Raw genomic sequence first — 22,934 nt, 5'->3', positions numbered from 1 at the left:
GCCGGGCTCGGCTCCGAATGGCTTGCCATGGACGCTCCCGTTCCGTCGTCGCAGTCCCGCTGGCCGTATGCCGTCAGCGGCCTCCTCGCAGCGGCCGCCGGTGCCGCCGCCGGGCACCTCGTGGCCGCGCTCGTCGCACCCGAGTCCTCACCCGTGCTGGCGGTGGGCTCGCAGGTCATCGACGCGACACCGACCCCCGTCAAGGAGTGGGCGGTGCGGACGATGGGCACCAACGACAAGCCGATCCTCATCGGCAGCGTCGCCGTCGTCACCCTCCTCCTCGCGGCCGTCGCGGGACTCGTGTCGCGCACCCGGCCGCTCGCCGGCCGGCTTGTCATCGTCGGACTCGCCGCGCTCGCCGCGGCCGCCGCCGTCCTCCGCCCCACCGCCGGCCAGCTCGACATCGTCCCGGGTCTCGTCACCGGCATCGTCGGCGTCGGTGTGCTCACGCTCCTGCTCGGCCGCCTCCACCGCGACGAGGCGGTGCCTCTCGCCACCACTCCCGCCGGCGCCACCCCCGAGAGCCCGATCGACCACAACGCTCGCGGCACCGGGGAGCCGGTCACGAGCGGACGCCGCACCTTCCTCCTCGCCGCAGGTGGCACGGCCGTCGGCGCCGCCGCCGTCGGAGCGCTCGGACAGAAGCTCACCGCCGACGCCATCTCGCCGTCGACGATCACGCTGCCTGCCCCCTCCCAGACCCTCGCGCCGCTCCAGGCGGGCATCGAGGGCAAGGTCAAGGGCATCGCCACCTGGCGCACCCCCAACAAGGACTTCTACCGGATCGACACCGCCCTCGTGATCCCCCGCGTCGACGTCGACTCGTGGAAGCTCACCATCGACGGCTCCGTCGACAAGCCGTTCAGCATCGACTTCGCCGAGCTCTCGGGCATGGACCTCGTCGAGAAGGACATCACGATGTGCTGCGTGAGCAACGAGGTCGGCGGCCCCTACATCGGCGGCGCGCGCTGGCTCGGGGTCCCGGTCCGGCAGCTGCTCGAGCGCGCCGGGGTCAGGGACGACGCCGACCAGATCCTCAGCACCTCCGTCGACGGCATGACCATCTCGACACCGGTGCAGGCACTCATGGACGACCGCGACGCGCTGGTCGCCATCGGCATGAACGGCGAGGCGCTGCCCCGCCGGCACGGCTACCCCGTGCGGCTCGTCACCCCGGGCCTCTACGGCTTCGTCGGCTCCACCAAGTGGCTCGAGCGCCTCACGGCGACGACGTATGCCGCGAAGAAGGCGTACTGGACCGAGCGCGACTGGGCCATCGACGGGCGCATCCTCACGCAGTCGAGGATCGACACCCCTCGCGGGCTCGCCAACCTCAAGACCGGGGAGAACGTCATCGGCGGTGTCGCCTGGGCCCAGGGCCGCGGCATCGCCAAGGTCGAGGTCCGCATCGACGAGGGCCCGTGGCAGGAGGCCACCCTCGGACCGGACGCCAACGTCGACTACTGGCGCCAGTGGTATCTCGCGTGGGACGCCAAGCCCGGGCGGCACGAGCTCACCGTCCGCGCGACCGACCTCACCGGTGCCGTCCAGACGGACAAGCGGGCCGAGCCGTTCCCCCGCGGCGCCACGGGGTGGCACTCGATCCCCGTCACCGTCGGCTGACGAACGCACCGACGAGAAAAAGTGAAAAAGGTTGGGCGAGAACCCATCCGATGTGGGAGCAGCACCGAACCACGAGTGTCATCCACCCCCACACAGGAGACGATCATGAAGCTCACGCACCGCCCCGCAGTCCTCGCTCTCGCGCTCGCCCTGCCCCTCGGCCTCGCTGCCTGTGGCAGCTCGGACGACACCAGCACCGACACCGCGGCCAGCTCCTCCACCTCCGAGTCGATGAGCCCGTCCACCAGCGCCTCCGAGTCGCCGTCCGACGCGATGATGGACAAGCCGTTCGGCGCCGCCTGCGACCAGGTCCCCGCCTCCGGCGCCGGATCGTTCGACGGCATGATGACGGCCCCGGTCGCCACCGCCGCGAGCGCCAACCCGCTCCTGTCGACGCTCGTCTCCGCGGTCAAGTCCGCCGGTCTCGTCGACACCCTCAACAACGCCCCCGAGATCACCGTGTTCGCGCCGACCAACGACGCGTTCGCGGCCGTCCCGAAGGCCACGATGGACGGCGCGATGGCCGACCCCAAGGGCCTGCTCACCAAGGTCCTCACCAACCACGTGGTCGAGGGCAAGATCTCCCCGGACAAGCTCGCCGGTGACCACAAGACCCTCGGCGGCGGCACCATCACGGTCGCCGGCAGCGGCGAGGACTTCACCGTCGGCGAGGCCAAGGTCGTCTGCGGCAACGTCCAGACCGCCAACGCCACCGTTTACCTCATCGACGGCGTCCTGCTCCCGGCCTCCTGACCGCTGAGCACTTCTGAGCGAACGTAGGCAATCATGGTCCTTATGGCAGCGGTCGGTAGTGGAGATGAATCCTTTCCGACCGCTGCCGTGGGGCCGGACCTCGTCAGCCTGCTGACCAGGTCCGCCCGTGGTGACGAGGGCGCGTTCGCCGAGCTCTACGACGCCACAGCGGCCCGCCTTCACGGTCTCGTGGTCCGGGTCGTGCGCGACCGGGCGCAGAGCGAGGAGGTCACCCAGGAGGCCTTCCTCGACATCTGGACGCACTGCACCCGCTTCGACCCTGCCAAGGGGTCGCCGCTGTCGTGGATGCTCACGATCGCCCACCGCAAGGCCGTCGACCGGGTCCGCTCGGCGGAGGCCAGCAAGGCACGTGAAGTGACCTACGAGGTCACGACTGCCGAGCGCGAGCACGACTCCACGCTCGAGAAGGTCGAGGTCCGCCTCGACCAGGAACGCGTCCGCCGGGCCCTGTCCACCCTGACCGACACCCAACGCGGAGCGGTCGAGCTGGCCTACCTCGGTGGACACACGCACAGCGAGGTGGCGGCGCTGCTCGACATCCCGCTCGGGACGGCGAAGACACGCATCCGAGACGGACTCATCCGACTGCGAGACACTCTGGAGGTGACGGCATGAACCCAGACACGCACGCACTGGCCGGCGCGTATGCCGTCAATGCCGTGACCGACGACGAGCGACGGTCCTTCGAGATCCATCTCGATCAGTGTGCCGACTGCCGCGCCGAGGTGGCCGAACTCCGTGCCGCCGCGGCCACACTGGCCTCCGACGTCGAGCTCGCACCCCCGCCGGCGCTGCGCGCCTCGATCCTGTCCGCGGTCTCGCAGACCCGCCAGCTCTCACCCCTCGAACCCTCGGCTCCCGCCCCGACCGTGGCGAGCGACCCGGCGTCGGCACCGGTCGCCGTCGCAACCGTCCCTGCCGACGAGCTCGCCGCGCGGCGCGACCGGCGCGGCCTGCGCCCGTGGCTCGCCGCGGCCGTCGCTGCCGCCGTCATCACCATCGGTGGCGTCGCCTGGCAGCCCTGGGAGGACTCGCCCGCACAGCTGACCGCCACCGAGCAGGTGCTGCGCGCCGACGACGCCCAGCGTCTGGAGCTGCCCATGGGCGCCTCCGAGGTCACCCTCGTCCGAAGCCGGACCGTCGGTCGCGCGGTCTTCCTCGCCGACGACATGCCGGCCCCGCCGTCGGGCAAGGCCTACCAGCTGTGGTTCGACATGCCGGGCCGCGGCATGGTGAGCGCCGGTCTCATCCCGACCACCGGCCACGCCGTCACGGTCCCGCTCGAAGGCGACGCCAGGACCGCGACCCGCGCCGGCATCACGCTCGAGCCCGAGTCGGGGTCCCAGCACCCGACCAGCGACCCGGTGGCCCTCTTCTCCTTCGCCTGAGCGAGTCCTTCACCTGAGCGAGCCGTTCGCCCGGGCCGGCCGCAGGCTGCCGTCCGCGGTGGACAATGACGCTCATGCGCTACGCAGTCACGGGAGCCACGGGGTTCGTCGGTGGGGAGCTCACCCGCCAGCTCGTCGGGGCCGGCCACGAGGTCGTCGCCCTGGTTCGCACTCCGGCGAAGGCGCGTGACCTCGCCGACCTCGGCGTCGAGCTCGTGGAGGGCGAGCTCGACAGCGACGACGCCCTCGACCGCCTGCTCGCCGGCGCCGACGGGCTGTTCCACGTTGCCGGTTGGTACAAGCTCGGCGAGCGCGACCCGTCGCCGGGCCGGCGGGTCAACGTCGAGGGCACCCGCAACGTGCTGTCCGCCGCCTTGCGCGCCGGCACCCCCAAGGTCGTCCACACCAGCACCCTGGCCATCAACTCCGACACCGGCGGCGTCCTCCACGACGAGTCCCACCGCTTCACCGGTGACCACCTCAGCGAGTACGACCGCACCAAGGCGCAGGCCCACGAGGTCGCCCACGAGCTGTTCACCCGCGGCCTCCCCGTCGTCAGCGTCATGCCCGGCGCCATCTACGGCCCGGGCGACACCTCACAGGTCGGCGAGCTCGTCGCGCGAGTGGTCGCCGGGCGCCGGGTGCAGGTGCCGGGCGGCGGGGGCACCCTCATGTGGGCCCATGTCGGCGACGTGGCACGTGGGCACGTCCTCGCGATGGAGCGCGGGGTCGCCGGTGAGGACTACATGCTCGCCGGAGAGCCGGCCGCCCTCGCCGGCGTGTTGGAGAGAGTCGCGACGCTCGCCGGCACCCAGGCACCCATGCGCGTCCCTGCTGCCGTCGTCCGCCTCACCGAGCGGGCGATGACGCCGCTGGCCAAGGTCCTCCCCCTGCCGTCGAGCTACCACCCGGAGTCGCTGCGGGCGTCCCTCGCGAGCTACACCGGGTCGCGGGCCAAGGCCGAGCGCGAGCTCGGGTGGCACTGCCGCCCGCTGGACCAGGGCCTCGCCGAGACGGTGTCCGCCCTGCGCGCGGGCTAGGTGGTGCGCCGGCCGCCGAGTGCGAGCACGAGACCGAGCACGATGACGACCGGGCCGATGACCGCCCACAGGGTCACACCCGTCATCACGCTGCCGCCGATCACACCCAGCCCCTGGAGGGTCCAGATCGCCCCCACGACGACGAGCACCGCTCCGAGGATGACGCGCACCTGTCGGCTCATGACCTCACCTCAGCGGTTGCGGCGTTCGGAGATCGTCTCGATGAGCACCGAGAGCCCGGCCGCGAGCAGGCCGACGACGATCGCCCCGAGCAGCCCGAGGTAGCCCACGGACGTCGAGGTGGAGTACTCGCCGGCGGTCGTGCGGGCCGAGGACTCGAGCCCGCGATAGACGCCGAGGAAGCCACCGAGCGCGAACCCCACGACGGCTCCGATGATGAGGACGCGGAGGTGGTTGGGGCGGCGGATCTCGGGGTTCACGGGCACCACGCTACTTCGCGTGTGCCGCGGCGACGACACCGGAGGCGACGGCTTCGAGGGTCGTGAGCGAGCCGGCATACGGGTCCTCGGCCCGCGGCCAGTGGGTGATCGTGTCGGTGAAGCCGAGCGCAGCCGCCCGCCCGGTCATCTCCTCGTAGACGCCGACCGACTCGAGCGAGAACTGCGGCGAGGCGTCGAGCAGGAGGTAGCGGTCGAGCCCGGCGGTGCCCTCGAGCGCGTCGAACCTCTGCACGAGCCCCTCGACCCCGGCCCACCACGCGTCGAGGGTCTCGGCGCCACCCGGGCCGGTCGTCACCCAGCCCTGCCCGTGCTTCGCGGCCAGTCGGAGCGAGCGCGGCCCGTTGGCGGCGACGACGAACGGCACCCGGTCGCGGACGGGACCGGGCAGTGTCCGGGCGTCGCGGACGGCATACCACTCGCCGTCGTGGTCAACGTGATCCTCGCGCAGGAGGCGGTCGAGGAGCGGGACGTACTCGTGGAAGCGGTCGACGCGAGCCTTGACCGGGTGCGACTCCCCGAGCACCGCGGAGTCGAGGTCGCCCCCGGTGCCGAGACCGCAGAGGAAGCGCCCGCCGGAGAGGTCGTCGAGAGCGAGGACGTCGCGGGCGAAGACGTAGGGGTGGCGGAAGTTGGGCGAGGTGACGAACGTGCCGAGCCCGATGGTCGACGTCACGCCAGCTGCGGCGGCCAGCGTCGGGACGGCCGGGAACCACGTGCTGTCGGGCAGGCCGCCCCACACGAGGTGGTCGTAGACCCACGCGTGCGCGAAGCCCATCTCCTCGACGGCCCGCCAGCGCGGCCCCGCCTCGCGCCAGGGCAGGTCGGGGAGGATCGAGATCCCGTGTCGCACGTCAGGTCACCTTCTTCTCGAGGTCGTCGAAGAGCGGGAGGTATGCCGTGAGGTCCGCTCGCGTGCCGCTGACCCGCAGGCGCCCCGCACCGGCGGCCATGGCGGGGTCGAGCGTGCCCACGGCGAGCCCCAGCCAGGTGTCGGCGTCGGTCTCGATGACGTTGGGCGGGGTGCCCCGCCGGTGCTGCAGGCCCTCGATGCACTGGACCACGCCGAACGGCGGGACCCGCACCTCGACGCTGCGGCCGGGAGCCCGGATCCCGAGCTCCTCGAGGGTGAAGCGGACCGCGGTCGCCGTCGTCGTCCGGTCGCTGGCGGCGGGGTCGGCGGCCCAGGCCGTGAGTGCCGCGTGACCTGCGGCGACGGGCACTCGGCGACGGGACGGCATACCGGCATCGTAGGTCCGGCCACCGACGGTCCGGGAGGCGGCGGACACTTCACTCGGATGTCATAAATAGTTATGCAGAGGCAGAGACTTCGCCGGCGCTCTGCGGCAACATGGGCCGAGTTGCCGAGCCCCTGCCGGTGACGACGCACGCACTCACCCCGGAGTGGCGGAACCAGGAGTTGGCATGACGATCACCACCAGGCGCCGGGTCGGCGCGACCGTTCTGGCGGCGGCCTGCGCCGCGACCCTCGCGGCGGCGCCCGCGAGCGGCGACACCAAGGACAAGCCCAAGGGCAACCCCAACCTCACGACGGTGCAGCTGCTGTCGTTCAACGACTACCACGGTCACCTCGAGGCGACCGACCCGAAGCTCACGCCTGCCGAGGACCCGAGCCAGACTCCGGTCGGTGGGGCCGAGTACCTCTCGACGACGCTGAGCAACCTGCGCTCCAAGGTGGGCAAGGGGTCGAGCCTCACGGTGGCGGCCGGAGACCTCATCGGCGGCTCGCCCTTCCTGTCCGGCATGTTCCACGACGAGCCCTCGGTGGAGTCGCTCAACCAGATGGGCCTCGACGTCAGCTCCGTCGGCAACCACGAGTTCGACGAGGGCACCGACGAGCTGCTCCGCATGCAGAACGGCGGCTGTCACCCGACCGACGGCTGCTACTTCCCGCAGTCGCCCTACGCAGGCGCCGACTTCCAGTGGCTCTCGGCCAACGTCGTCCGCAAGGACAACGGCAAGACCCTCCTGCCCGGCACGTCGGTCAAGACCGTCAACGGAGTCAAGATCGGCTTCATCGGCATGACCCTCGAGGCGACACCGACGCTGGTCAGCCCGGCCGGCGTGTCCTCGGTGGACTTCCTCGACGAGGTCCAGACGGCCAACGCCCAGGCCGCAGCCCTGAAGAAGCAGGGCGTGAAGTCGATCGTCGTCCTTCTCCACGAGGGCGGCTACCAGACCGGGACGATCAACGACTGCAACGGCATCTCCGCCCCGATCGCCCAGATCGCCGCCCAGATCACGCCCGAGGTCGACCAGATCATCACAGGCCACACTCACCAGGCCTACATCTGCTCGCTTCCGGACCCGGCCGGCAACGACCGCCTCGTCACGAGCGCGCACGACTACGGCCGCGCCGTCACCGAGACGTCGCTCGTGATCAACACCAAGAGCGGCGAGGTCATGCGTGACCGCTCGACCGCTACCAACCACCTCGTCGCCCAGACGGCTCCGAAGGACGGCGCCATCACGAAGATCATCGACAAGTGGAACACTCTCGCCGGACCGCTCAAGGCCCAGATCGTCGGGACCCACACCGAGGACATCCTCGGCGACTCCAGCGGTAACCGCGGCATCGAGACGCCGATGGCCGATGTCGTCGCCGACGCCATCCTCGCCGGCACCGACGGGCCGAACGAGGGAGGTGCCCAGATCGCCTTCATGAACGTCGGTGGCGTGCGCGAAGACCTGCCGATGAAGCCGAAGTACTCCGAGGCACCGGGACAGATCACTTATGCCGAGGCCTTCGACATCGCTCCGTTCAACAACCTGCTCGTGAGCATCGACCTCACTGGCGACCAGATCCGCCAGGTCCTCGAGCAGCAGTACCAGCCGGTGGCTGCCCGCGGTTCGCGCCCCATGCTTGCGCTGGGTGTGTCCAAGGGCTTCACCTACGACTGGGATGCCTCGCAGCCGCAGGGTTCGCGCGTCGTCAACGGCTCGATGGCCCTCAACGGGGCGCCGATCGAGGCGACGAAGACCTACCGGGTCGGGACGTTGAACTTCCTCGCGGACGGTGGCGACCTGTTCACCGCCTTCACCCAGGGCACGAACCGCGCCGGTGGTCCGGAGGATCTCGCGAACCTCGTCGCGTACTTCCAGGCCAACCCCGGCCTCACCGCTCCGGCCAGCCGCATCGGCGGCCTCTGACCGGTCCGCGGATCGACTCCGCACCCGGGCACCCCCTGCGCCACCACGGCGCGGGGGGTGCTTGTCTGTGGGGGTGGACGACCTCGAGCTCGAGCAGGACGGCGACGTCACGTGGATCAGGGTGGCCGGCCACGCCCAGTCCGCCGTCGACCTCGGCGACCCCCTCCACCTCGTCTTCGAGTACGTCCAGCAGCTGGCCCTCTGCATCGACGCCGGGTTCGCCAGGCCGGCGCCCCTGCGGGTGACGCACGTCGGCGGGGCCGGGCTGACGTTGGCGCGCTGGGTGCACGCGACCCGTCCCGGCTCACCGCAGATCGTGCTCGAGCCGGCCACCGCGATGACCGAGCTCGTGCGACGGGAGATCCCGCTGCCCCGGGGTCACCGGATCCGGGTGCGGCCGCTGCGCGGCGAGGAGGGCGTGGCCGGCCTGGCCGACGGCAGCGCCGACGTCGTCGTCCTCGACGCGTATGCCGGCGGGCAGGTTCCCGCCTCCCTCACGACGGTCGAGTGGCTGGGCGAGGTCGCGCGGGTCCTCGCGCCGGGAGGGGTGTTCCTCGCGAACCTCGGCGACCGGCCCGGACTCCGGTATGCCGCGCGCGTCGCCTCGGGTGCCCGGGCAGCGTTGGGACCGGGGGCGCAGACGGCATACGTCGGGTTGCACCACGTCCTCAAGGGCAAGGGGTTCGGCAACGTCGTGCTCATGGCCTCGCTCGACGCGCTCCCGCTCGACGCGATGCGTCGGGCGGCGGCACGCCAGCCGCTGCCGACGGGCGTCGTGCCACCGAGCGAGGTGCTCGCCCGCGCGGGTGGGGCCTACCCGTTCAGTGCGGAGCGGGACGACACGGCCGAGTCGCCCGAACCGCCGGACTGACCTGCTTCCCGCAGGTGTCGGGGGCGGGTCAGCGGGGCGGCCGGAAGTCCTCGGGCGACCAGTCCCGCGAGTAGTCCCGGGTGGGCTCGCCGAACGTGCCGTGTGCGGGGCCGTCCGGGGAGCGGTTCGCGGCGGCGGGCGACCGCGGCGTCTGGGGGACGTGCTCGGGTCCGTCCTCGCCGTCGACATGGTTGCTGACGACCTCGCTTTCCTCGTCGCCGTCGACGGCGTCGGCGCCGCCGACGTCAGGTGCGGTTCCGAGGCGGACCCACCAGAGGGCGGCGAGGACCAGCACCACGAGGGCACCCACGGCGATCGCGAGGCCGTTCCCGACGATGTCGATCATCGACGGTGACCCGATGATCGCCTCGTCAGCGTCGTTGTCCGAAGGGTCGGTCAGGATGTAGAGGTTGCCGAGCACGAGCACGACCGTGGGGACAAGGGTCACGACGCCCGCTGCGAGCACCTCCCAGCGCAGCGATCGGACCCGCGACGGCGTCGGGTGCAGTTGGAGGGCCATAACGGCGCACGCGAGCAGCACGGCGGCCAGCGACAGCTGGAGACCTCCGGTTCCGAAGCTGGACTGGAAGATCGTGATGCTCACACGCTCTTGGAAGCCCACGTCGTTGGGGATGGGCGTGCCCTCGGCACTGAAGGACTGCCCGATCTGCCGCCAGCTCGCCCACGTGCTGAAGCCGATCCCGGCCGTGGTCAGCACGGACGCCGCTGCCAGCAACCGGACGCTGACCGTGCCGAGCCGGTCCGTCGGCATCTCCCGCAGGTCCATGGGTCCCCTCCCCACGCGCGCGCGACGTCGCGCACGCTCTGGGGGACAGGGTAGAGGCCGCCCCGCTGCCCACGACGCAGGCTTGTCGGGACCATCTCTCGCTGTCGGGGGTCAAGCTCCCGGCGACGACGCAGGATGCCCCCGACAACTGGCGAGTCAGGCGGCGTCGGCCTCGCGAGCGAGCCGTGCAGCGCGGGCGGCCTCGACCTTGGCCGCGCGCCGACGCTTGAGCCGCATCTGCGGGTCGTCGCCGGCGCCGAGCTGGGCGGGGCCGAAGACCTCCCACATCGCGTACTGGATGCGGTAGCCGATGCGGTAGCCCAGCGACAACCCCTCGTTCTCGGGCTTGCTCATCGGCCGACCTTCCTTGGTGCACTAATAGTTTGTGCACTCACAATATCACCGAGCCGCGTAGGATCCGACCTGTGACGACGTCGAAGGCCACCGCAGCAGCACCCACGGGCACCGACCTGCTCGCCCTCGACCGACAGGTCTGCTACGCCCTCGCCGTGGCGTCGCGCAACGTCATCGCCCTCTACAAGCCGCTGCTCGCGCCGATGGGGCTGACCCATCCGCAGTACCTCGTCATGCTCGCCCTCTGGGAGGAGGCACCGCTCACGGTGAGCGAGCTCGGGCGTCGGGTGAGCCTGGACCCGGGCACCCTGTCCCCGCTCCTCAAGCGCCTCGAGGCCAGCGGCCACATCACCCGGGGCCGCGACCCGCACGACGACCGCGCACTCGCCGTGGCCCTGACCCCCTCCGGCGCACGGCTGCGGAGCCGCGCCGAGAAGGTCCCGCCCGCGATCCTCGAGCGCCTCGGCATGGAGCTGAGCGAGCTCGAGGACCTGCGCGACGGCCTCACCCGGCTCATCGCCGCGGCGAGGGACTAGCCGGGACCTCAGCCGACGAAGGTGCGGGCGTTGCGGAACATCCGCATCCACGGCGAGACGTCCTCGACCCGACCGTCGGTCCACGACATCTGCGCGTTGCGCTGGACCCGCTCCGGGTGCGGCATCATCGCCGTGAACCGGCCGTCCGGCGTGGTCACCGCGGTGAGCCCGTCCGGCGAGCCGTTGGGGTTGTGCGGGTATGCCGTGGCGACCGACCCGTCGCCCGTCACGTAGCGCGCCACGCGCTGCACCGCGGCCTCGTCACCGCGCGCCGAGAAGTTGGCGAAGCCCTCGCCGTGGGCGACGGCGATCGGCAGGTGCGACCCCGCCATCCCCGACGTGAAGATCGACGGGGACTCGAGGACCTCGACGAGCGAGAGCCGCGCCTCGTACTGCTCGGAACGGTTGCGGGTGAACCGCGGCCACGCCTCCGCGCCCGGGATGAGGTCGGCGAGCGCGGCGAACATCTGGCACCCGTTGCAGATCCCGAGACCGAAGGTGTCGGGACGGTGGAAGAACTCGTGGAACTGCTCGGTGAGCGCGTCGTTGAAGAGCACCGAGCGCGCCCATCCCTCACCGGCTCCGAGGGTGTCGCCGTAGGAGAACCCGCCGCAGGCCACCAGCCCGGTGACGTCGGCGAGGGACGCTCGCCCGGCCTGCAGGTCGGTCATGTGGACGTCGAGCGTCTCGAAGCCGGCCCGGTGGAACGCGTAGGCCGTCTCGACGTGCGAGTTCACGCCCTGCTCGCGCAGGATCGCGACCCGCGGCCGGGCGCCGAGGTTGAGGAACGGCGCGGCGATGTCGTCGGTCGGGTCGAAGGTCGTCGAGACCCGCAGGCCCGGGTCGTCGTCCGAGCCGAACGCGGCGTGCTCCTCGTCGGCGCACTCGGGGTTGTCGCGCAGTGCCGAGATCCGCCAGGACACCTCGTCCCAGGCCTGCGCGAGGTCGGACAGCGGCTCGTCGATCGACACCTCGCCGTCGATGTTGACCGTGACCTGTCGCTCGGGGTGGGTGCCACCGACGACGGTCGCGAGTGCGCCCACCCCCGCGGACACGAGCACCTCGAGCACGTCGGCGACCGCGCCGGCCGGCACGCCGAGCACGGCACCGAGCTCCTCGGTGAACAGCTGCTCGACCGAGTCGACCGAGACCTCGACGCCGAACCCGCTCGCGAACGCCATCTCGCACACGGTCGCCCAGAGGCCACCGTCCGAACGGTCGTGGTAGGCCAGCAGCAGCCCGCGGGAACGCAGCTCGGCCACGGCCCGGGCCAGCGCCACGAGCCGCGACGGGTCGTCGAGGTCGGGGACGTCGCCACCGAAGGCGCCCGACACCTGGGCGAGCATCGACCCGCCGAGCCGGTTCGCACCGGCGCCGAGGTCGATGAGGACAAGGGCCGAGTCAGGTGCGAGCTGCGGGGTGACGGTGCCGCGCACGTCGGGCAGCGCGACGAACGCGGACACGACGAGTGACACCGGCGAGGTGACCTGCTTCGCCTCGCCCGACGCCGGGTCCGTCCACCGGGTCCGCATCGACATCGAGTCCTTGCCGACCGGCACCGAGACGCCGAGCGCCGGGCACAGCTCCATCGCGACGGCCTGCACGGTGTCGTAGAGCGCGGCGTCCTCGCCGGACTCCCCGGCCGCGGCCATCCAGTTGCACGAGAGCTTGACCGACGACAGGGCCGAGATCGGTGCCGCGAGGAGGTTGGTGATCGCCTCGCCGACCGCCATCCGGCCGGAGGCGGGAGCGTCGACGGACGCGAGCGGCATACGCTCCCCCGAGGCCATGGCCTCGCCCGCGAAGCCCGCGTGGTCCCCGAGGGTGACCGCGACGTCGGCGACGGGCACCTGCCACGGGCCGACCATCTGGTCGCGGTGCGTGAGCCCGCCGACCGTGCGGTCGCCGATCGTCACGAGGAAACGCTTGCTCGCGACGGAGGGGTGACGCAGGACGGCGTATGCCGTGTCCCGCACCGCGATCGAGCCCACGTCGAGCGTGTCACCGGTCCACTGCACGCGCTCGACGTCGCGGGTCATGCGCGGCGGCTTGCCGAGCAGGACCTCCATCGGCATGTCGATCGGGACATCCGCGTCGGACTTACCGGCAACGAGCAGCTGCGCGTCGTCCGCGGCGACGCCGATGACCGACAGCGGGCAGCGCTCACGCTCGGCGAACGACTCGAGCAGCTCGAGCGACTCGGGGGCCACGGCGAGGACGTAGCGCTCCTGGCTCTCGTTGACCCAGATCTCCTTGGGCGCGAGACCGGACTCCTCGAGCGGGACGGCGGACAGGTCGAAGCGAGCACCCAGCCCGGCGTCGTCGACGAGCTCGGGGAAGGCGTTGGAGAGGCCACCGGCGCCGACGTCGTGGATCGCGAGGACCGGGTTGTCCGCGCCGAGCGACCAGCAGTGGTTGATGACCTCCTGGGCGCGCCGCTCCATCTCGGGGTTGCCGCGCTGCACGGAGTTGAAGTCGAGCTCGACGGCGTTGTCGCCGGAGGCCATCGACGACGCGGCACCACCACCGATGCCGATGCGCATGCCGGGGCCACCGATCTGGATGAGCAGGGTGCCGGCGGGGAAGCGGACCTTCTCGGTCTGGTCGGCGCTGATCGAGCCGAGGCCACCGGCGCTCATGATCGGCTTGTGGTAGCCGCGGCGCACCCCGTCGACCGTCTGCTCGTAGACACGGAAGAAGCCGCCGATGCCGGGGCGACCGAACTCGTTGTTGAAGGCGGCAGCGCCGATCGGGCCCTCGACCATGATGTCGAGCGGCGACGCGATGTGGTCCGGCGCGCCGTAGGTCTCGGTCTCCCACGGCTCGTCCGTGCCGGGCAGGTGGAGGTTGGACACGACGAACCCGGTGAGGCCGGCCTTGGGGGCCGAGCCGCGACCGGTCGCACCCTCGTCGCGGATCTCGCCACCGGCACCGGTGGCCGCGCCGGGGAACGGCGAGATCGCCGTCGGGTGGTTGTGCGTCTCGACCTTCATGAGGACGTGGACGTCCTCCTCGCGCGCGACGTAGGCGCCGGGCCCGTCACCACGCTCGGGCAGCCAGCGCTCGATCCGCCCACCCTCCATGACCGAGGCGTTGTCCTTGTAGGCGACGACCGTGCCCGCGCCCGCGACCGCCTCGGTGTGCCGGATCATCCCGAAGAGGCTCTTGACCTGCGGCTCGCCGTCGACGACGAAGTCGGCGTTGAAGATCTTGTGGCGGCAGTGCTCGGAGTTGGCCTGCGCGAACATCATGAGCTCGACGTCGGTGGGGTTGCGCTGCAGCCCGGTGAACGACTCCGCGAGGTAGTCGATCTCGTCGTCGGACAGGGCCAGCCCGTATGCCGTGTTCGCACCTTCCAGCGCGGCGCGCCCGCCGCCGAGCACGTCGACGTGCTCCATCGGCTCGGCCTCGCGCTCCTCGAAGAGGGCGGCGGAGGCGTCACGCGTGGGGAGAGCGGTCTCGGTCATCCGGTCGTGCAGGAGCGCGGCGACGGCGCCCCACGGCTCACCGGTGAGCTCGACGCCCTCGACGGTGTACTCGGTGACGCGCTCGACGCGGCGCAGGTCGAGCCCGCAGTTGTGCGCGATGTCGGTGGCCTTGCTCGCCCAGGGCGAGATGGTGCCGAGCCGGGGCCCGACCACGACGGTCGTCCACGGGCCCTCGGAGGGTGAGCCGCCGGCATACGGGTCGCCGTAGGTGAGGAGGCGCTCGACGGTGGCGCGCCCGGCCTCGTCGAGGGGCTCCTCGCTCGCGACCCAGTGGACGAACCGGGCGGTGACGCCGGTGACGGACGGGTCGACCGCCTGCAGCCGGGTGAGCAGCGCGCGCGCCCGGAAGGGCGACAGCGCGGACCCGCCGTCGACGGTGGTCAGGGCGAGCTCGTGCGACGAAACCATCACTCAGGGACTCCGTGGGAGGTGCGGCTGGGCCGCGTCACAGGCTACTGCGCGGCCCCTGGCTCCCCGAAACCCGGCTCAGCGCGTGAAGACTCCCCGCCAGCACGGGTAGGCGGTGAGGTCGTCGACCCGCTCGAGCCCGACCTCGGTCAGCCCGTGCTCGGCGAAGGCGTGCATCTGCTCGGCGGTGAGGAGCCACGGCGGGCCCGACCCGTCGTCGTCCGGGGGCAGCACCCCGTGGATCGCGACGAGGGTCCCACCGGGCGCGACGAGGTCCGCGACCGCGGCACTCGAGCGTTCGCGCAGGTCCGGCGGCAGGGCCTGGACGGTGTAGACGTCGACGACGAGATCGAAGCCGTGGTGCCACTCGGGCGGCAGGTCGAAGAGGTCGGACACCCGGTAGTCGACGCCCGAGCGGGGGTGCCGTGCCTGCGCGGTCCGGATGGCCGTCGGGGACAGGTCGAACGCCGTGGTGGCGAACCCGAGCGAAGCGAGGTGTTCGGCATCGGCGCCGAGCCCGCAGCCCACGACGACCGCGGAACGCATCTCACCGGGGACCGCACCGCGGCGGGTCCAGTCGGCGAGGAGGGGCTGTGGCTCCGACCGGTCCCAGGCCATCGTCACCTCGCCGGACTCGCCGGCGGCATAGAGCTGCTCGAACCAGCCGGTGGGGTCGCCCCGCTCGGCGCTCGCGTGCGCCAGCCGGTCAGCCTCGGTCTGCCAGCTGCGCGGTTCGGTGCCTTCCGGGGCCATGGCTCAGAAGGTCCGGCCGGTGAGGCGTTCGTAGGCCTCGACGTACTTGGCCCGGGTCCGCTCGACGACGTCGGCGGGCAGCGCCGGCGGCGCCTCGCCGGAGCCCTTGTCCCAGCCGCTCTCCGACGAGAGCAGCCACTCCCGGACGAACTCCTTGTCGAAGCTCGGCTGCGTGTGGCCCGGCTCCCACTGGTCGGCCGGCCAGAACCGCGAGGAGTCGGGGGTGAGCACCTCGTCGGCGAGCACGATGGCCCCCGAGGCGTCGAGCCCGAACTCGACCTTGGTGTCGGCGATGAGGATGCCGCGCTCCCCCGCGATCTCGTTGCCGCGGGCGAGGATGCGGGTCGTGAGGTCGCGCAGCCTGGCGGCCATCTCGGGGCCGACCTCGGCCTCGACCGCCTCGTACGACATCGGCTCGTCGTGCTCGCCCATCGGCGCCTTGGTCGAGGGGGTGAAGAGCGGCTCCTCGAACCGGTCGCCGTCGCGCAGCCCGTCGGGCAGGGCGAGTCCGCTCACGGTGCCGTCGGCGACGTACTCCCGCAGGCCACCACCGGTGAGGTAGGCCCGGGCGACGCACTCGACCGGCACCATGTCGAGCCGCTGGACGAGCACCGCGCGGCCGGCGACGACGTCGGGCACGTCGGTCGACACGACGTGGTTGGGCACGAGGTCGGCGAGCTGGTCGAACCACCACAGCGACAGCTGGGTGAGCACCGTGCCCTTGTCGGGGATCGGCGGGTCGAGGATGAAGTCGAACGCCGAGATCCGGTCGGAGGCCACGAGGAGGAGCTGGTCGTCACGACCCTCCGGCGCGTAGAGGTCGCGCACCTTGCCGGAGTAGAGGTGCGTGAAGCCGGGGATCTCGAGCGGCGTCGTCATGGCGCCGATTCTCGCAGTCGACGGGCCGGCGTCACGAGCGGGCGGCCGCGGGCCAGCGCCGGGCGCCCGGGCCGTCGGTCGCGTGGGCGTCGTCGGCGTTGTAGATCGGGCACGACGTCACCGAGAGGCAGCCGCAGCCGATGCAGTCGGTGAGGCCGTCGCGGACCTGCGTCATGGCCTCGATCCGCTCGGTGAGGGCGTCGTGCCACGCGGCGGACATCCGGGCCCAGTCGCGCTTCGTCGGCGGGTGGTCCACGGGCAGCGTCGCGAGCGCCTCGCCGATCTCGGTGAGGCTCAGCCCGAACCGTTGCCCCGCGCGCACGACGGCGATCCGGCGGAGCGTATGCCGTCCGTAGCGGCGGTGGTTGCCCACGTTCCGCACGCTCTGGATGAGTCCTCGGTCCTCGTAGAACCGGACCGTCGCGACGGTGACGCCACTGCGCGCGGCAGCCTCCCCGATGGGCAGCAGGTCGTTCTTGTCCACGGGTCCAGCCTACGACTTGATCTCAAGTGGACTTGAGATATCAGGATGCCGCCCATGACCTCGACGGCCCTGGCGCCCCCTCCCGAACGGCTCTTCAGCGCCCGGCACCTCCCGGTCGCGGCGGGCATCATCGCCCTGGTCACGCTCGGGGCCTTCGAGAACCGGGCCGTCATCAGCATCATGCCGACGGCCACCCGGGCCCTCGACGGCCTCGCATGGTTCGGTGCGGCCAACGCCGCGTCGATGGTGACGTTCATGGTCGCCGTCGTCGTCGCCGGCCGCTGGGTGGACCGGGTCGGCTCGCGGACGGTGCTGCTCGCCGGGCTGGCGACCTTCGCCGCCGCCCAGGTCGTCACCGCGGCCGCGCCGTCGATGACGGTCTTCCTCGCCGGCCGCGGGCTCTCCGGCGTCGCCGAGGGCCTCATCGACGTCTCGACGCTCGTCTTCGCCGCGCGGGCGCTGCCCGAGCACCTGCGGGCCAAGGTGTTCGCGACGTTCGCCGCCGCGTGGATCCTTCCGAGCCTGCTCGGCCCGGGGGCTGCCGGCGCCGCCGAAGCGCTCGTCGGCTGGCGCCTCGTCTTCCTCCTGCCGACGTTCCTCCTCGTCCCCGCGCTGCTCCTGCTGCTCCCCGCCCTGCGCCGCGACACCACCCGGCAGGACGACGACGACCAGGCCACCACGGCTGCGGACGCGAGCCAGCCGGCGCCGCTCGGCCCGGCGATCGGCCTCGCCACCGCCGTCGCCCTCCTCAGCGTCGGCGGACCACTCGCCTTCGACGGTGGCGAGCACCACCGGGCCGGGCTGCTCGCCCTCGTCGTCGGCGGCCTCGCGCTCGTCGCCACGGTCCGGGCGGCCCTGCCGGCCGGGACGCTCACGGCTGCGCGCGGCATACCGGCCGTCGTGGCCCTGCGGACGCTGCTCGTCGTGGCGTTCGGCGGCATCGGCGGCTACCTCCCGCTCATGCTCGACGTGACCCACGACGTCGGCCCCGCCCTCGCGGGGGTCAGCCTCAGCCTCACCGGCGTCTTCTGGGCCGCGGGCTCGGCCATCCACGGGCTCGACGTGGTCCAGCGGCACCTCGACGCGGCGGCCCGGGTGCGCCTCGGGCTCGCGCTCATCGCGCTCGGTGGCATCGGCCCGCTGCTGCTCTCGCTCGAGGTCGTCGAGCTCGTCCCCGGGCTCGCCGGCTGGGCCCTCGCCGCCACCGGCATGGGCCTGTCGTCGCCGAGCCTGGCCACCGAGATCTTCGTCCTCGCGCCACAGCACGAGCAGGGACGGGCCACGGCCGCGTCGCAGATCGGCGCCAGCCTCGGGAGCGCCCTCACCACGGCGGGCGGCGGGGCGCTCATCGCCGCGCGGCACGACGCCCTCGACGGAGGCGTCTTCGCCCTACTCATGGGTATCTCGATCGGTGCCGCCGTGGTCGCCCTCACGCTCACGCAGCGGCTGCGCCCGTAGGTCGCCCGCACGGTGGCCGCGGGTGTCGCGAGCACCCCCGGGACTGGCACACTCCGGGTCATGCTCACGTCCCGCGACCTGTCGCTCATCGCGATCTTCACCGGCGTCATCGCCGCACTCGGCCTCGTCCCGGCGGTCTCGCCGTTCGGCGGCGCCGTGCCGATCACCGCGCAGTCGATGGGCATCATGCTCGCCGGCGCCATCCTCGGAGCGAAGCGCGGCGCCCTGTCGGTGCTGCTCTTCCTCGCCCTCGTCGCCGTCGGCCTCCCGCTGCTCTCCGGCGGTCGCGGTGGGCTCGGCGTCTTCGCCGGCCCGAGCGTCGGCTACCTCGTCGGCTTCCCCGTCGCGGCGTTCCTCATCGGCCTGCTCACCGAGCGGATCGGCCGCCCCTACCGCCTCCACCTCGGTGTCATGGCCAACATCCTCGGCGGGGTCCTCGCCCTCAACGCGATCGGCATCGTCGGCATGGCGCTCGTCCTCCACGTGAGCCTCGTCAAGGCGACCACCCTCGCCGCCGTCTTCATGCCCGGCGACGTCGTCAAGGCCGTCCTCACGGCGTTCGTCGCCGTCGGCGTCCACGCGGCCTACCCCGGGCTCATCCCGGCCCGCGCCGAGCGGCCGGCGCCGACCGAGCGCGTCTCCGCCTGACCCTGCCTCGACCGTGCCCGAGATCCGCGTCACTGGTGTCAGCCACGCCTTCGGCGACGGCCCCGCCCGGCGGGCGGTGCTGCGTGACGTCGACGTCGTCCTCACCGAGCACCGCATCGGCATCGTCGGCGCCAACGGCTCGGGCAAGTCGACGTTCGTCCGGCTGCTCAACGGCCTCGTCCACCCCGACACCGGCACGGTCACCGTCGACGGGCGCGACACCGTGCGCGAGGGGCGCGAGGTGCGACGGCGGGTCGGCTTCTGCTTCACCGACCCCGACGCGCAGATCGTCATGCCGACCGTGGGCGAGGACATCGCCTTCGGCCTGCGCCGACGCGGCCTGACCCAGGCCGAGGTCCGCGCACGCACGGAGGCCGCGCTCACGGCATACGGGCTGGAGGGCCATGCCGACCACCCGGCCCACCTGCTGTCGGGCGGACAGAAGCAGCTGCTGGCGCTCGCGAGCGTGCTCGTCACCGAACCCGACCTCCTCGTCCTCGACGAGCCCACGACCCTGCTCGACCTGCGCAACGCCGAGATGGTTCGCCGGCTCGTCGACGGGCTCGCGCAGCAGGTCGTCCTCGTGACCCACCACCTCGACCTGCTCGACGGCTTCGACCGCGTGCTCGTGTTCGACGACGGCGCCGTCGTGCACGACGGCTCCCCCGCCGACGCCGTCGCGGCCTACCGCGCGCTCGTCGCACGCTGATGCCCGCCACCGCGGTCCCGCTCTTCCTCCCCGGCACCTCGCCGGTCCACCGCCTCGGTGCCGGCGCCAAGCTGCTCGTCCTCCTCGGCACCGGCGTGGCCCTGGCGGTCTGGCGCTCACCGTGGCAGGTGGGGCTCGCCCTCGGTCTCGTCTGTGCCCTGTATGCCGTCGCTCGCCTCCCGCTGCGCGTCCTCGGCCGTCAGGTCGCCGGGCTCGCCTGGGTCGCCGTGCCGCTGCTCGTCGTCCAGTGGGTGTTCGCGTCGTGGCAGACCGGGGTCGGGGTGGTCGGGTCGTTCGTGTCACTCGTCCTGCTCGCCGGGCTCGTCACCACGACGACCCGGACGACGGCCATGGTCGACGTCGTCGTGCGCGTCTGCGGGTGGCTCCGCCGGTTCGGTGTCGACCCGGAACGGGTCGGGCTCATGCTCGCGCTCGGCATCCGGTCGGTGCACGTCGTCCTGGGGCTCGCCCAGGAGGTCCGCGAGGCGCAGCACGCCCGTGGCCTGAGGTCGAGCCCGCGAGCCTTCGCCGTCCCACTCATCGTGCGGTCGCTGCGGCACGCCGACCGCCTCGGTGAGGCGCTGAGCGCCCGCGGCGTGGACGACTAGACCACGCAGAACTCGTTGCCCTCGGGGTCGGCCATGACGACGTGGTCGAGCCTCCCGTCCTCACCGACGTCCTCGCGCAGCGACCGCGCGCCGTGGGCGACGAGGTCGGCCTCCTTGGCGCGGATCCGGGTCTCGCGCAGCTCCTGGTCGACGTGGCGACCGCCGCTGACCTTGACGTCGAGGTGCATGCGGTTCTTGACCGTCTTGGCCTCGGGCACCTTGAGGAAGCTGATCGACGGTCCATCACCCGTCGTGGGCCGGATGGCGGCGCCGTCGCCCCACTCGTCCTCGGGGACGCCGTGGTCGGTGAGGAAGCTCGGCCAGTCGTCCCAGCCCTGCGGCGGCGGTGACTCGACCCAGCCGAGGGCGCGACACCAGAACGCCGCCACCACCTGCGCGTCATGGCAGTCGAACGTGATGCCCAGCTCGGGGTGCTGATCCATCACTCCAACCTAGGACCATCCACCGACACCTCCGTAGGGTTGCGGCATGGACCTCCGGATTTTCACCGAGCCGCAGCAGGGCGCGACCTACGACGACCTCCTCGCCGTCGCCCGCACCGCCGAGGACGCCGGGTTCGACGCGTTCTTCCGGTCCGACCACTACCTCCACATGAGCGGTGACGGCGGCGCCGGTCCCACCGACGCCTGGGTGACGCTCGCCGGCCTCGCTCGCGACACCACCCGGATCCGTCTGGGGACGCTCGTCACCGCGGCGACCTTCCGCCTCCCCGGCCCGCTCGCCATCGCCGTGGCCGGCGTGGACCAGATGTCCGGCGGCCGGGTCGAGCTCGGCATCGGTGCGGGGTGGTTCGCGGGTGAGCACACGGCATACGGGATCGACTTCCCCGACGTCCGCGAGCGCTTCGACCGCCTCGAGGAGCAGCTCGCCGTCATCACCGGCCTGTGGGCGACACCGCCGGGCAGGACCTACACGCACGACGGGTCGCACTACCCGATGGTCGACGCGCCGGCGCTCGCCAAGCCGGTGCAGGAGGGCGGCGTCCCGATCATCGTCGGCGGCTCCGGCAAGCGGCGCACGCCGGCCCTCGCGGCCCGCTACGCCTCGGAGTTCAACGCGGCGTTCCAGTCACCCGAGGACTCACGGGTGCTCTTCGAGCGCGTCCGCGCCGCGTGCGAGGAGCGGCGGCGCGACCCCGACGAGCTGACGATGTCGGCCGTCGGCGTCCTGTGCCTCGGCGGCGACGAGGCGACCCTCGCCCGGCGGGCCGGCGCGATCGGCCGCGACGTGGACGAGCTGCGGCGCAACGGCTTCGCGGGCTCGACCGATGAGGTCGTCGACCGGATCGGCCGCTACGCGGAGGCCGGGGCGACGCGCCTCTACCTCCAGGTCCTCGACCTCGCCGACCTCGACCACGTCGAGGAGCTCGCGTCGACCGTCCTGCCGCAGGTCTGACCCAGCCGCTCGCCGCGCACTAGGTTCGGAGGCATGTTCGGACCAGCGCCGCGGGGTCGAGGCACCGCGCTCACCCCACCCTCGACGCCTCCGGTCGTGGACGGCAACGTCGTGTGGCACTTCACCAACGGGCCCGGTCTCGTCTCGATCCTCACCCAGCACGTCCTGTGGGCGACCTCGGCGTCGTTCCTCAACGACCAGCAGGAGGTCGCCCTCGGGGGCGAGCTCATCGTCCGGCGGCTCCTCGAGCTCGGCGAGGCCGAGGGCGCCGACTCGTACTTCGCCGCCATGGCCCAGCGGGTGCGTGAGGGCGTCGACCACGGGCACGGCCCCAGCCCCGCGTCGTTCTTCATCCTCAGCGCCTCGCAGGCGTGGGACAGCCTCGTGATGTGGCGCAACTACGGCGGGGCGCAGGAGTCCTACGCCATCGGGCTCGACGCCGACGCACCGCTGCGCGTGCTCGGCGACCCCACGACCGACCCGGCTCGTTACGCCGGTGGCCTCGGGTCCTCCATCCACGTCCGCCGCACGCGCTGGGAGCCGGTCCGCTACGACGAGGCCGAGCAGCTCGCGCTCGTCGACGCGGTCTTCGACGGCCTGCCCGGCGAGCTCATGCGCTTCCGCGACCGGGTCGGCGAGGCGTCGCATTCCGGGGCGGTCAACCCCGGGGCGTACGCCGAGCTCGACGACGCGCGCGACGACCTCGAGCAGGCCCTGCTCCTCATCAAGCACAGCGGCTTCGTCGACGAGCGCGAGACCCGTCAGGCCATCGTCCTGTGGACCGCCGACGAACCGGAGGCACAGTCCCTCGAGGCGAGCCTCGTCCGCTACCGGTCGACGCCCTACGGCATGGCGCCCTACGTCGAGCTCACCGGCCCGGCCGCGTCGGCGACGTCCGGGGACGACGGCCCGGTGGCCCGCGCTCCGGCGCCCCTCCCGATCCGCGCCGTGGCGATCTCGCCCTCGCCCAACGGCGACGAGGCGACCGAGTCGCTGCGCGGACTGCTCACCTCGCGCGGCTACGCCGGCGTGCCGGTGCTCCGCTCGGCGATCCCGTTCCGCGGCTGACGTCCGCGGGGGA

25 protein-coding genes are annotated in these 22,934 nt (G+C 72.3%); 14 read left to right on the top strand and 11 right to left on the bottom strand.

All coding sequences use genetic code 11. The annotated features are described in order from the left end of the window. Positions 1-27 precede the first annotated feature (27 nt). The 5 genes from ACSQ11_RS07850 (at position 28) to ACSQ11_RS07830 (ending at position 4,825) form a co-directional block, all read left to right on the top strand. Complete coding sequence (locus ACSQ11_RS07850; protein WP_436004582.1) at positions 28-1,623, top strand: molybdopterin-dependent oxidoreductase; 1,596 nt, start codon at positions 28-30, stop codon at positions 1,621-1,623. 105 nt (positions 1,624-1,728) lie between these two features. Beyond that, the gene (locus ACSQ11_RS07845; protein WP_436004581.1) at positions 1,729-2,376 is read left to right on the top strand and encodes a fasciclin domain-containing protein; all 648 of its coding nucleotides are present in this window, start codon (positions 1,729-1,731) and stop codon (positions 2,374-2,376) included. A gap of 87 nt (positions 2,377-2,463) precedes the next feature. Beyond that, on the top strand, positions 2,464-3,012 hold the full coding sequence (gene sigK / locus ACSQ11_RS07840; RefSeq protein WP_436004580.1) for an ECF RNA polymerase sigma factor SigK: 549 nt from the start codon (positions 2,464-2,466) through the stop codon (positions 3,010-3,012). Further along, on the top strand, positions 3,009-3,785 hold the full coding sequence (locus ACSQ11_RS07835; protein WP_436004579.1) for an anti-sigma factor: 777 nt from the start codon (positions 3,009-3,011) through the stop codon (positions 3,783-3,785). Before sigK ends, ACSQ11_RS07835 begins: the two co-directional genes overlap by 4 nt. Positions 3,786-3,859: 74 nt before the next feature. Further along, positions 3,860-4,825, top strand: a complete 966-nt coding sequence (locus ACSQ11_RS07830) for an NAD-dependent epimerase/dehydratase family protein (protein WP_436004578.1) — start codon at positions 3,860-3,862, stop codon at positions 4,823-4,825. Here the strand turns inward: ACSQ11_RS07830 and ACSQ11_RS07825 are convergent. Genes ACSQ11_RS07825 through ACSQ11_RS07810 form a run of 4 tightly spaced genes read right to left on the bottom strand, consistent with a single transcriptional unit; the run spans position 4,822 to position 6,524 of the window. Continuing rightward, the gene (locus tag ACSQ11_RS07825) at positions 4,822-5,007 is read right to left on the bottom strand and encodes a hypothetical protein (protein ID WP_436004577.1); all 186 of its coding nucleotides are present in this window, start codon (positions 5,005-5,007) and stop codon (positions 4,822-4,824) included. The two genes, ACSQ11_RS07830 and ACSQ11_RS07825, sit on opposite strands and share 4 nt — an antisense overlap. A gap of 9 nt (positions 5,008-5,016) precedes the next feature. Beyond that, positions 5,017-5,265 (bottom strand): hypothetical protein, encoded by a 249-nt coding sequence (locus ACSQ11_RS07820; RefSeq protein WP_436004576.1) that lies wholly within the window; start codon positions 5,263-5,265, stop codon positions 5,017-5,019. Between the two features lie 10 nt (positions 5,266-5,275). After that, positions 5,276-6,136, bottom strand: coding sequence for an LLM class flavin-dependent oxidoreductase (locus ACSQ11_RS07815; RefSeq protein WP_436004575.1), 861 nt, complete (start codon positions 6,134-6,136; stop codon positions 5,276-5,278). A 1-nt stretch (position 6,137) separates the two neighbouring features. Further along, the gene (locus tag ACSQ11_RS07810) at positions 6,138-6,524 is read right to left on the bottom strand and encodes a sterol carrier family protein (protein WP_436004574.1); all 387 of its coding nucleotides are present in this window, start codon (positions 6,522-6,524) and stop codon (positions 6,138-6,140) included. A 184-nt stretch (positions 6,525-6,708) separates the two neighbouring features. Between ACSQ11_RS07810 and ACSQ11_RS07805 the strand changes: the two genes are divergently transcribed. Beyond that, the gene (locus ACSQ11_RS07805) at positions 6,709-8,454 is read left to right on the top strand and encodes a bifunctional metallophosphatase/5'-nucleotidase (protein ID WP_436004573.1); all 1,746 of its coding nucleotides are present in this window, start codon (positions 6,709-6,711) and stop codon (positions 8,452-8,454) included. A gap of 73 nt (positions 8,455-8,527) precedes the next feature. Further along, the gene (locus ACSQ11_RS07800) at positions 8,528-9,325 is read left to right on the top strand and encodes a spermidine synthase (protein WP_436004572.1); all 798 of its coding nucleotides are present in this window, start codon (positions 8,528-8,530) and stop codon (positions 9,323-9,325) included. A 28-nt stretch (positions 9,326-9,353) separates the two neighbouring features. Here the strand turns inward: ACSQ11_RS07800 and ACSQ11_RS07795 are convergent, their stop codons facing one another. Beyond that, entirely contained in the window at positions 9,354-10,112 is a 759-nt protein-coding gene (locus ACSQ11_RS07795; RefSeq protein WP_436004571.1) for a hypothetical protein, read from the bottom strand. Between the two features lie 156 nt (positions 10,113-10,268). Further along, entirely contained in the window at positions 10,269-10,466 is a 198-nt protein-coding gene (locus ACSQ11_RS07790; RefSeq protein WP_436004570.1) for a hypothetical protein, read from the bottom strand. Between the two features lie 71 nt (positions 10,467-10,537). On the opposite strand from ACSQ11_RS07790, the gene ACSQ11_RS07785 reads away from it, so the two are divergent. Beyond that, positions 10,538-11,002, top strand: coding sequence for a MarR family winged helix-turn-helix transcriptional regulator (locus tag ACSQ11_RS07785; protein ID WP_436004569.1), 465 nt, complete (start codon positions 10,538-10,540; stop codon positions 11,000-11,002). 8 nt (positions 11,003-11,010) lie between these two features. Here ACSQ11_RS07785 and purL read toward each other — a convergent pair whose 3' ends face one another. The 4 genes from purL to soxR all read right to left on the bottom strand — a co-directional run bounded on the left by purL (position 11,011) and on the right by soxR (position 17,014). Next, entirely contained in the window at positions 11,011-14,898 is a 3,888-nt protein-coding gene (gene purL, locus ACSQ11_RS07780) for a phosphoribosylformylglycinamidine synthase (RefSeq protein WP_436006725.1), read from the bottom strand. Between the two features lie 78 nt (positions 14,899-14,976). Next, positions 14,977-15,651: a class I SAM-dependent methyltransferase gene (locus ACSQ11_RS07775; RefSeq protein WP_436004568.1), complete on the bottom strand. Its 675-nt coding sequence runs from the start codon at positions 15,649-15,651 to the stop codon at positions 14,977-14,979. A gap of 3 nt (positions 15,652-15,654) precedes the next feature. Beyond that, positions 15,655-16,530, bottom strand: a complete 876-nt coding sequence (locus ACSQ11_RS07770; RefSeq protein WP_436004567.1) for a phosphoribosylaminoimidazolesuccinocarboxamide synthase — start codon at positions 16,528-16,530, stop codon at positions 15,655-15,657. A gap of 31 nt (positions 16,531-16,561) precedes the next feature. Beyond that, positions 16,562-17,014, bottom strand: coding sequence for a redox-sensitive transcriptional activator SoxR (soxR, locus tag ACSQ11_RS07765; protein WP_436004566.1), 453 nt, complete (start codon positions 17,012-17,014; stop codon positions 16,562-16,564). Between the two features lie 54 nt (positions 17,015-17,068). Here soxR and ACSQ11_RS07760 point away from each other — a divergent pair, with 54 nt between their 5' ends. Genes ACSQ11_RS07760 through ACSQ11_RS07745 form a run of 4 tightly spaced genes read left to right on the top strand, consistent with a single transcriptional unit; the run spans position 17,069 to position 20,437 of the window. Then, positions 17,069-18,472: an MFS transporter gene (locus ACSQ11_RS07760; RefSeq protein WP_436004565.1), complete on the top strand. Its 1,404-nt coding sequence runs from the start codon at positions 17,069-17,071 to the stop codon at positions 18,470-18,472. A 60-nt stretch (positions 18,473-18,532) separates the two neighbouring features. Continuing rightward, positions 18,533-19,120 (top strand): biotin transporter BioY, encoded by a 588-nt coding sequence (locus tag ACSQ11_RS07755; RefSeq protein ID WP_436004564.1) that lies wholly within the window; start codon positions 18,533-18,535, stop codon positions 19,118-19,120. A 13-nt stretch (positions 19,121-19,133) separates the two neighbouring features. After that, positions 19,134-19,829 carry an energy-coupling factor ABC transporter ATP-binding protein gene (locus tag ACSQ11_RS07750; protein ID WP_436004563.1) on the top strand — a complete coding sequence of 232 codons (696 nt, stop codon included), beginning with the start codon at positions 19,134-19,136 and terminating at the stop codon, positions 19,827-19,829. Beyond that, positions 19,829-20,437 (top strand): energy-coupling factor transporter transmembrane component T family protein, encoded by a 609-nt coding sequence (locus tag ACSQ11_RS07745; protein WP_436004562.1) that lies wholly within the window; start codon positions 19,829-19,831, stop codon positions 20,435-20,437. The genes ACSQ11_RS07750 and ACSQ11_RS07745 overlap by 1 nt, the downstream gene beginning before the upstream one ends. Here the strand turns inward: ACSQ11_RS07745 and ACSQ11_RS07740 are convergent. Continuing rightward, positions 20,434-20,880: a VOC family protein gene (locus ACSQ11_RS07740; protein WP_436004561.1), complete on the bottom strand. Its 447-nt coding sequence runs from the start codon at positions 20,878-20,880 to the stop codon at positions 20,434-20,436. The genes ACSQ11_RS07745 and ACSQ11_RS07740 overlap by 4 nt on opposite strands. Positions 20,881-20,926: 46 nt before the next feature. Here ACSQ11_RS07740 and ACSQ11_RS07735 point away from each other — a divergent pair, with 46 nt between their 5' ends. Together ACSQ11_RS07735 and ACSQ11_RS07730 are read left to right on the top strand one after the other, a co-directional pair. Further along, positions 20,927-21,853, top strand: coding sequence for an LLM class F420-dependent oxidoreductase (locus ACSQ11_RS07735; protein ID WP_436004560.1), 927 nt, complete (start codon positions 20,927-20,929; stop codon positions 21,851-21,853). A 33-nt stretch (positions 21,854-21,886) separates the two neighbouring features. After that, a complete protein-coding gene (locus ACSQ11_RS07730) occupies positions 21,887-22,921 on the top strand; it encodes a hypothetical protein (RefSeq protein ID WP_436004559.1) in 1,035 nt (344 codons plus the stop codon). Positions 22,922-22,934: the final 13 nt, after the last annotated feature.

This window comes from Knoellia sp. LjRoot47 (assembly GCF_964253435.1).
Lineage (GTDB): Bacteria > Actinomycetota > Actinomycetes > Actinomycetales > Dermatophilaceae > Knoellia.
Note: the sequence above shows the minus strand (reverse complement) of the source record. Positions and strands in the feature narration are given on the sequence as shown.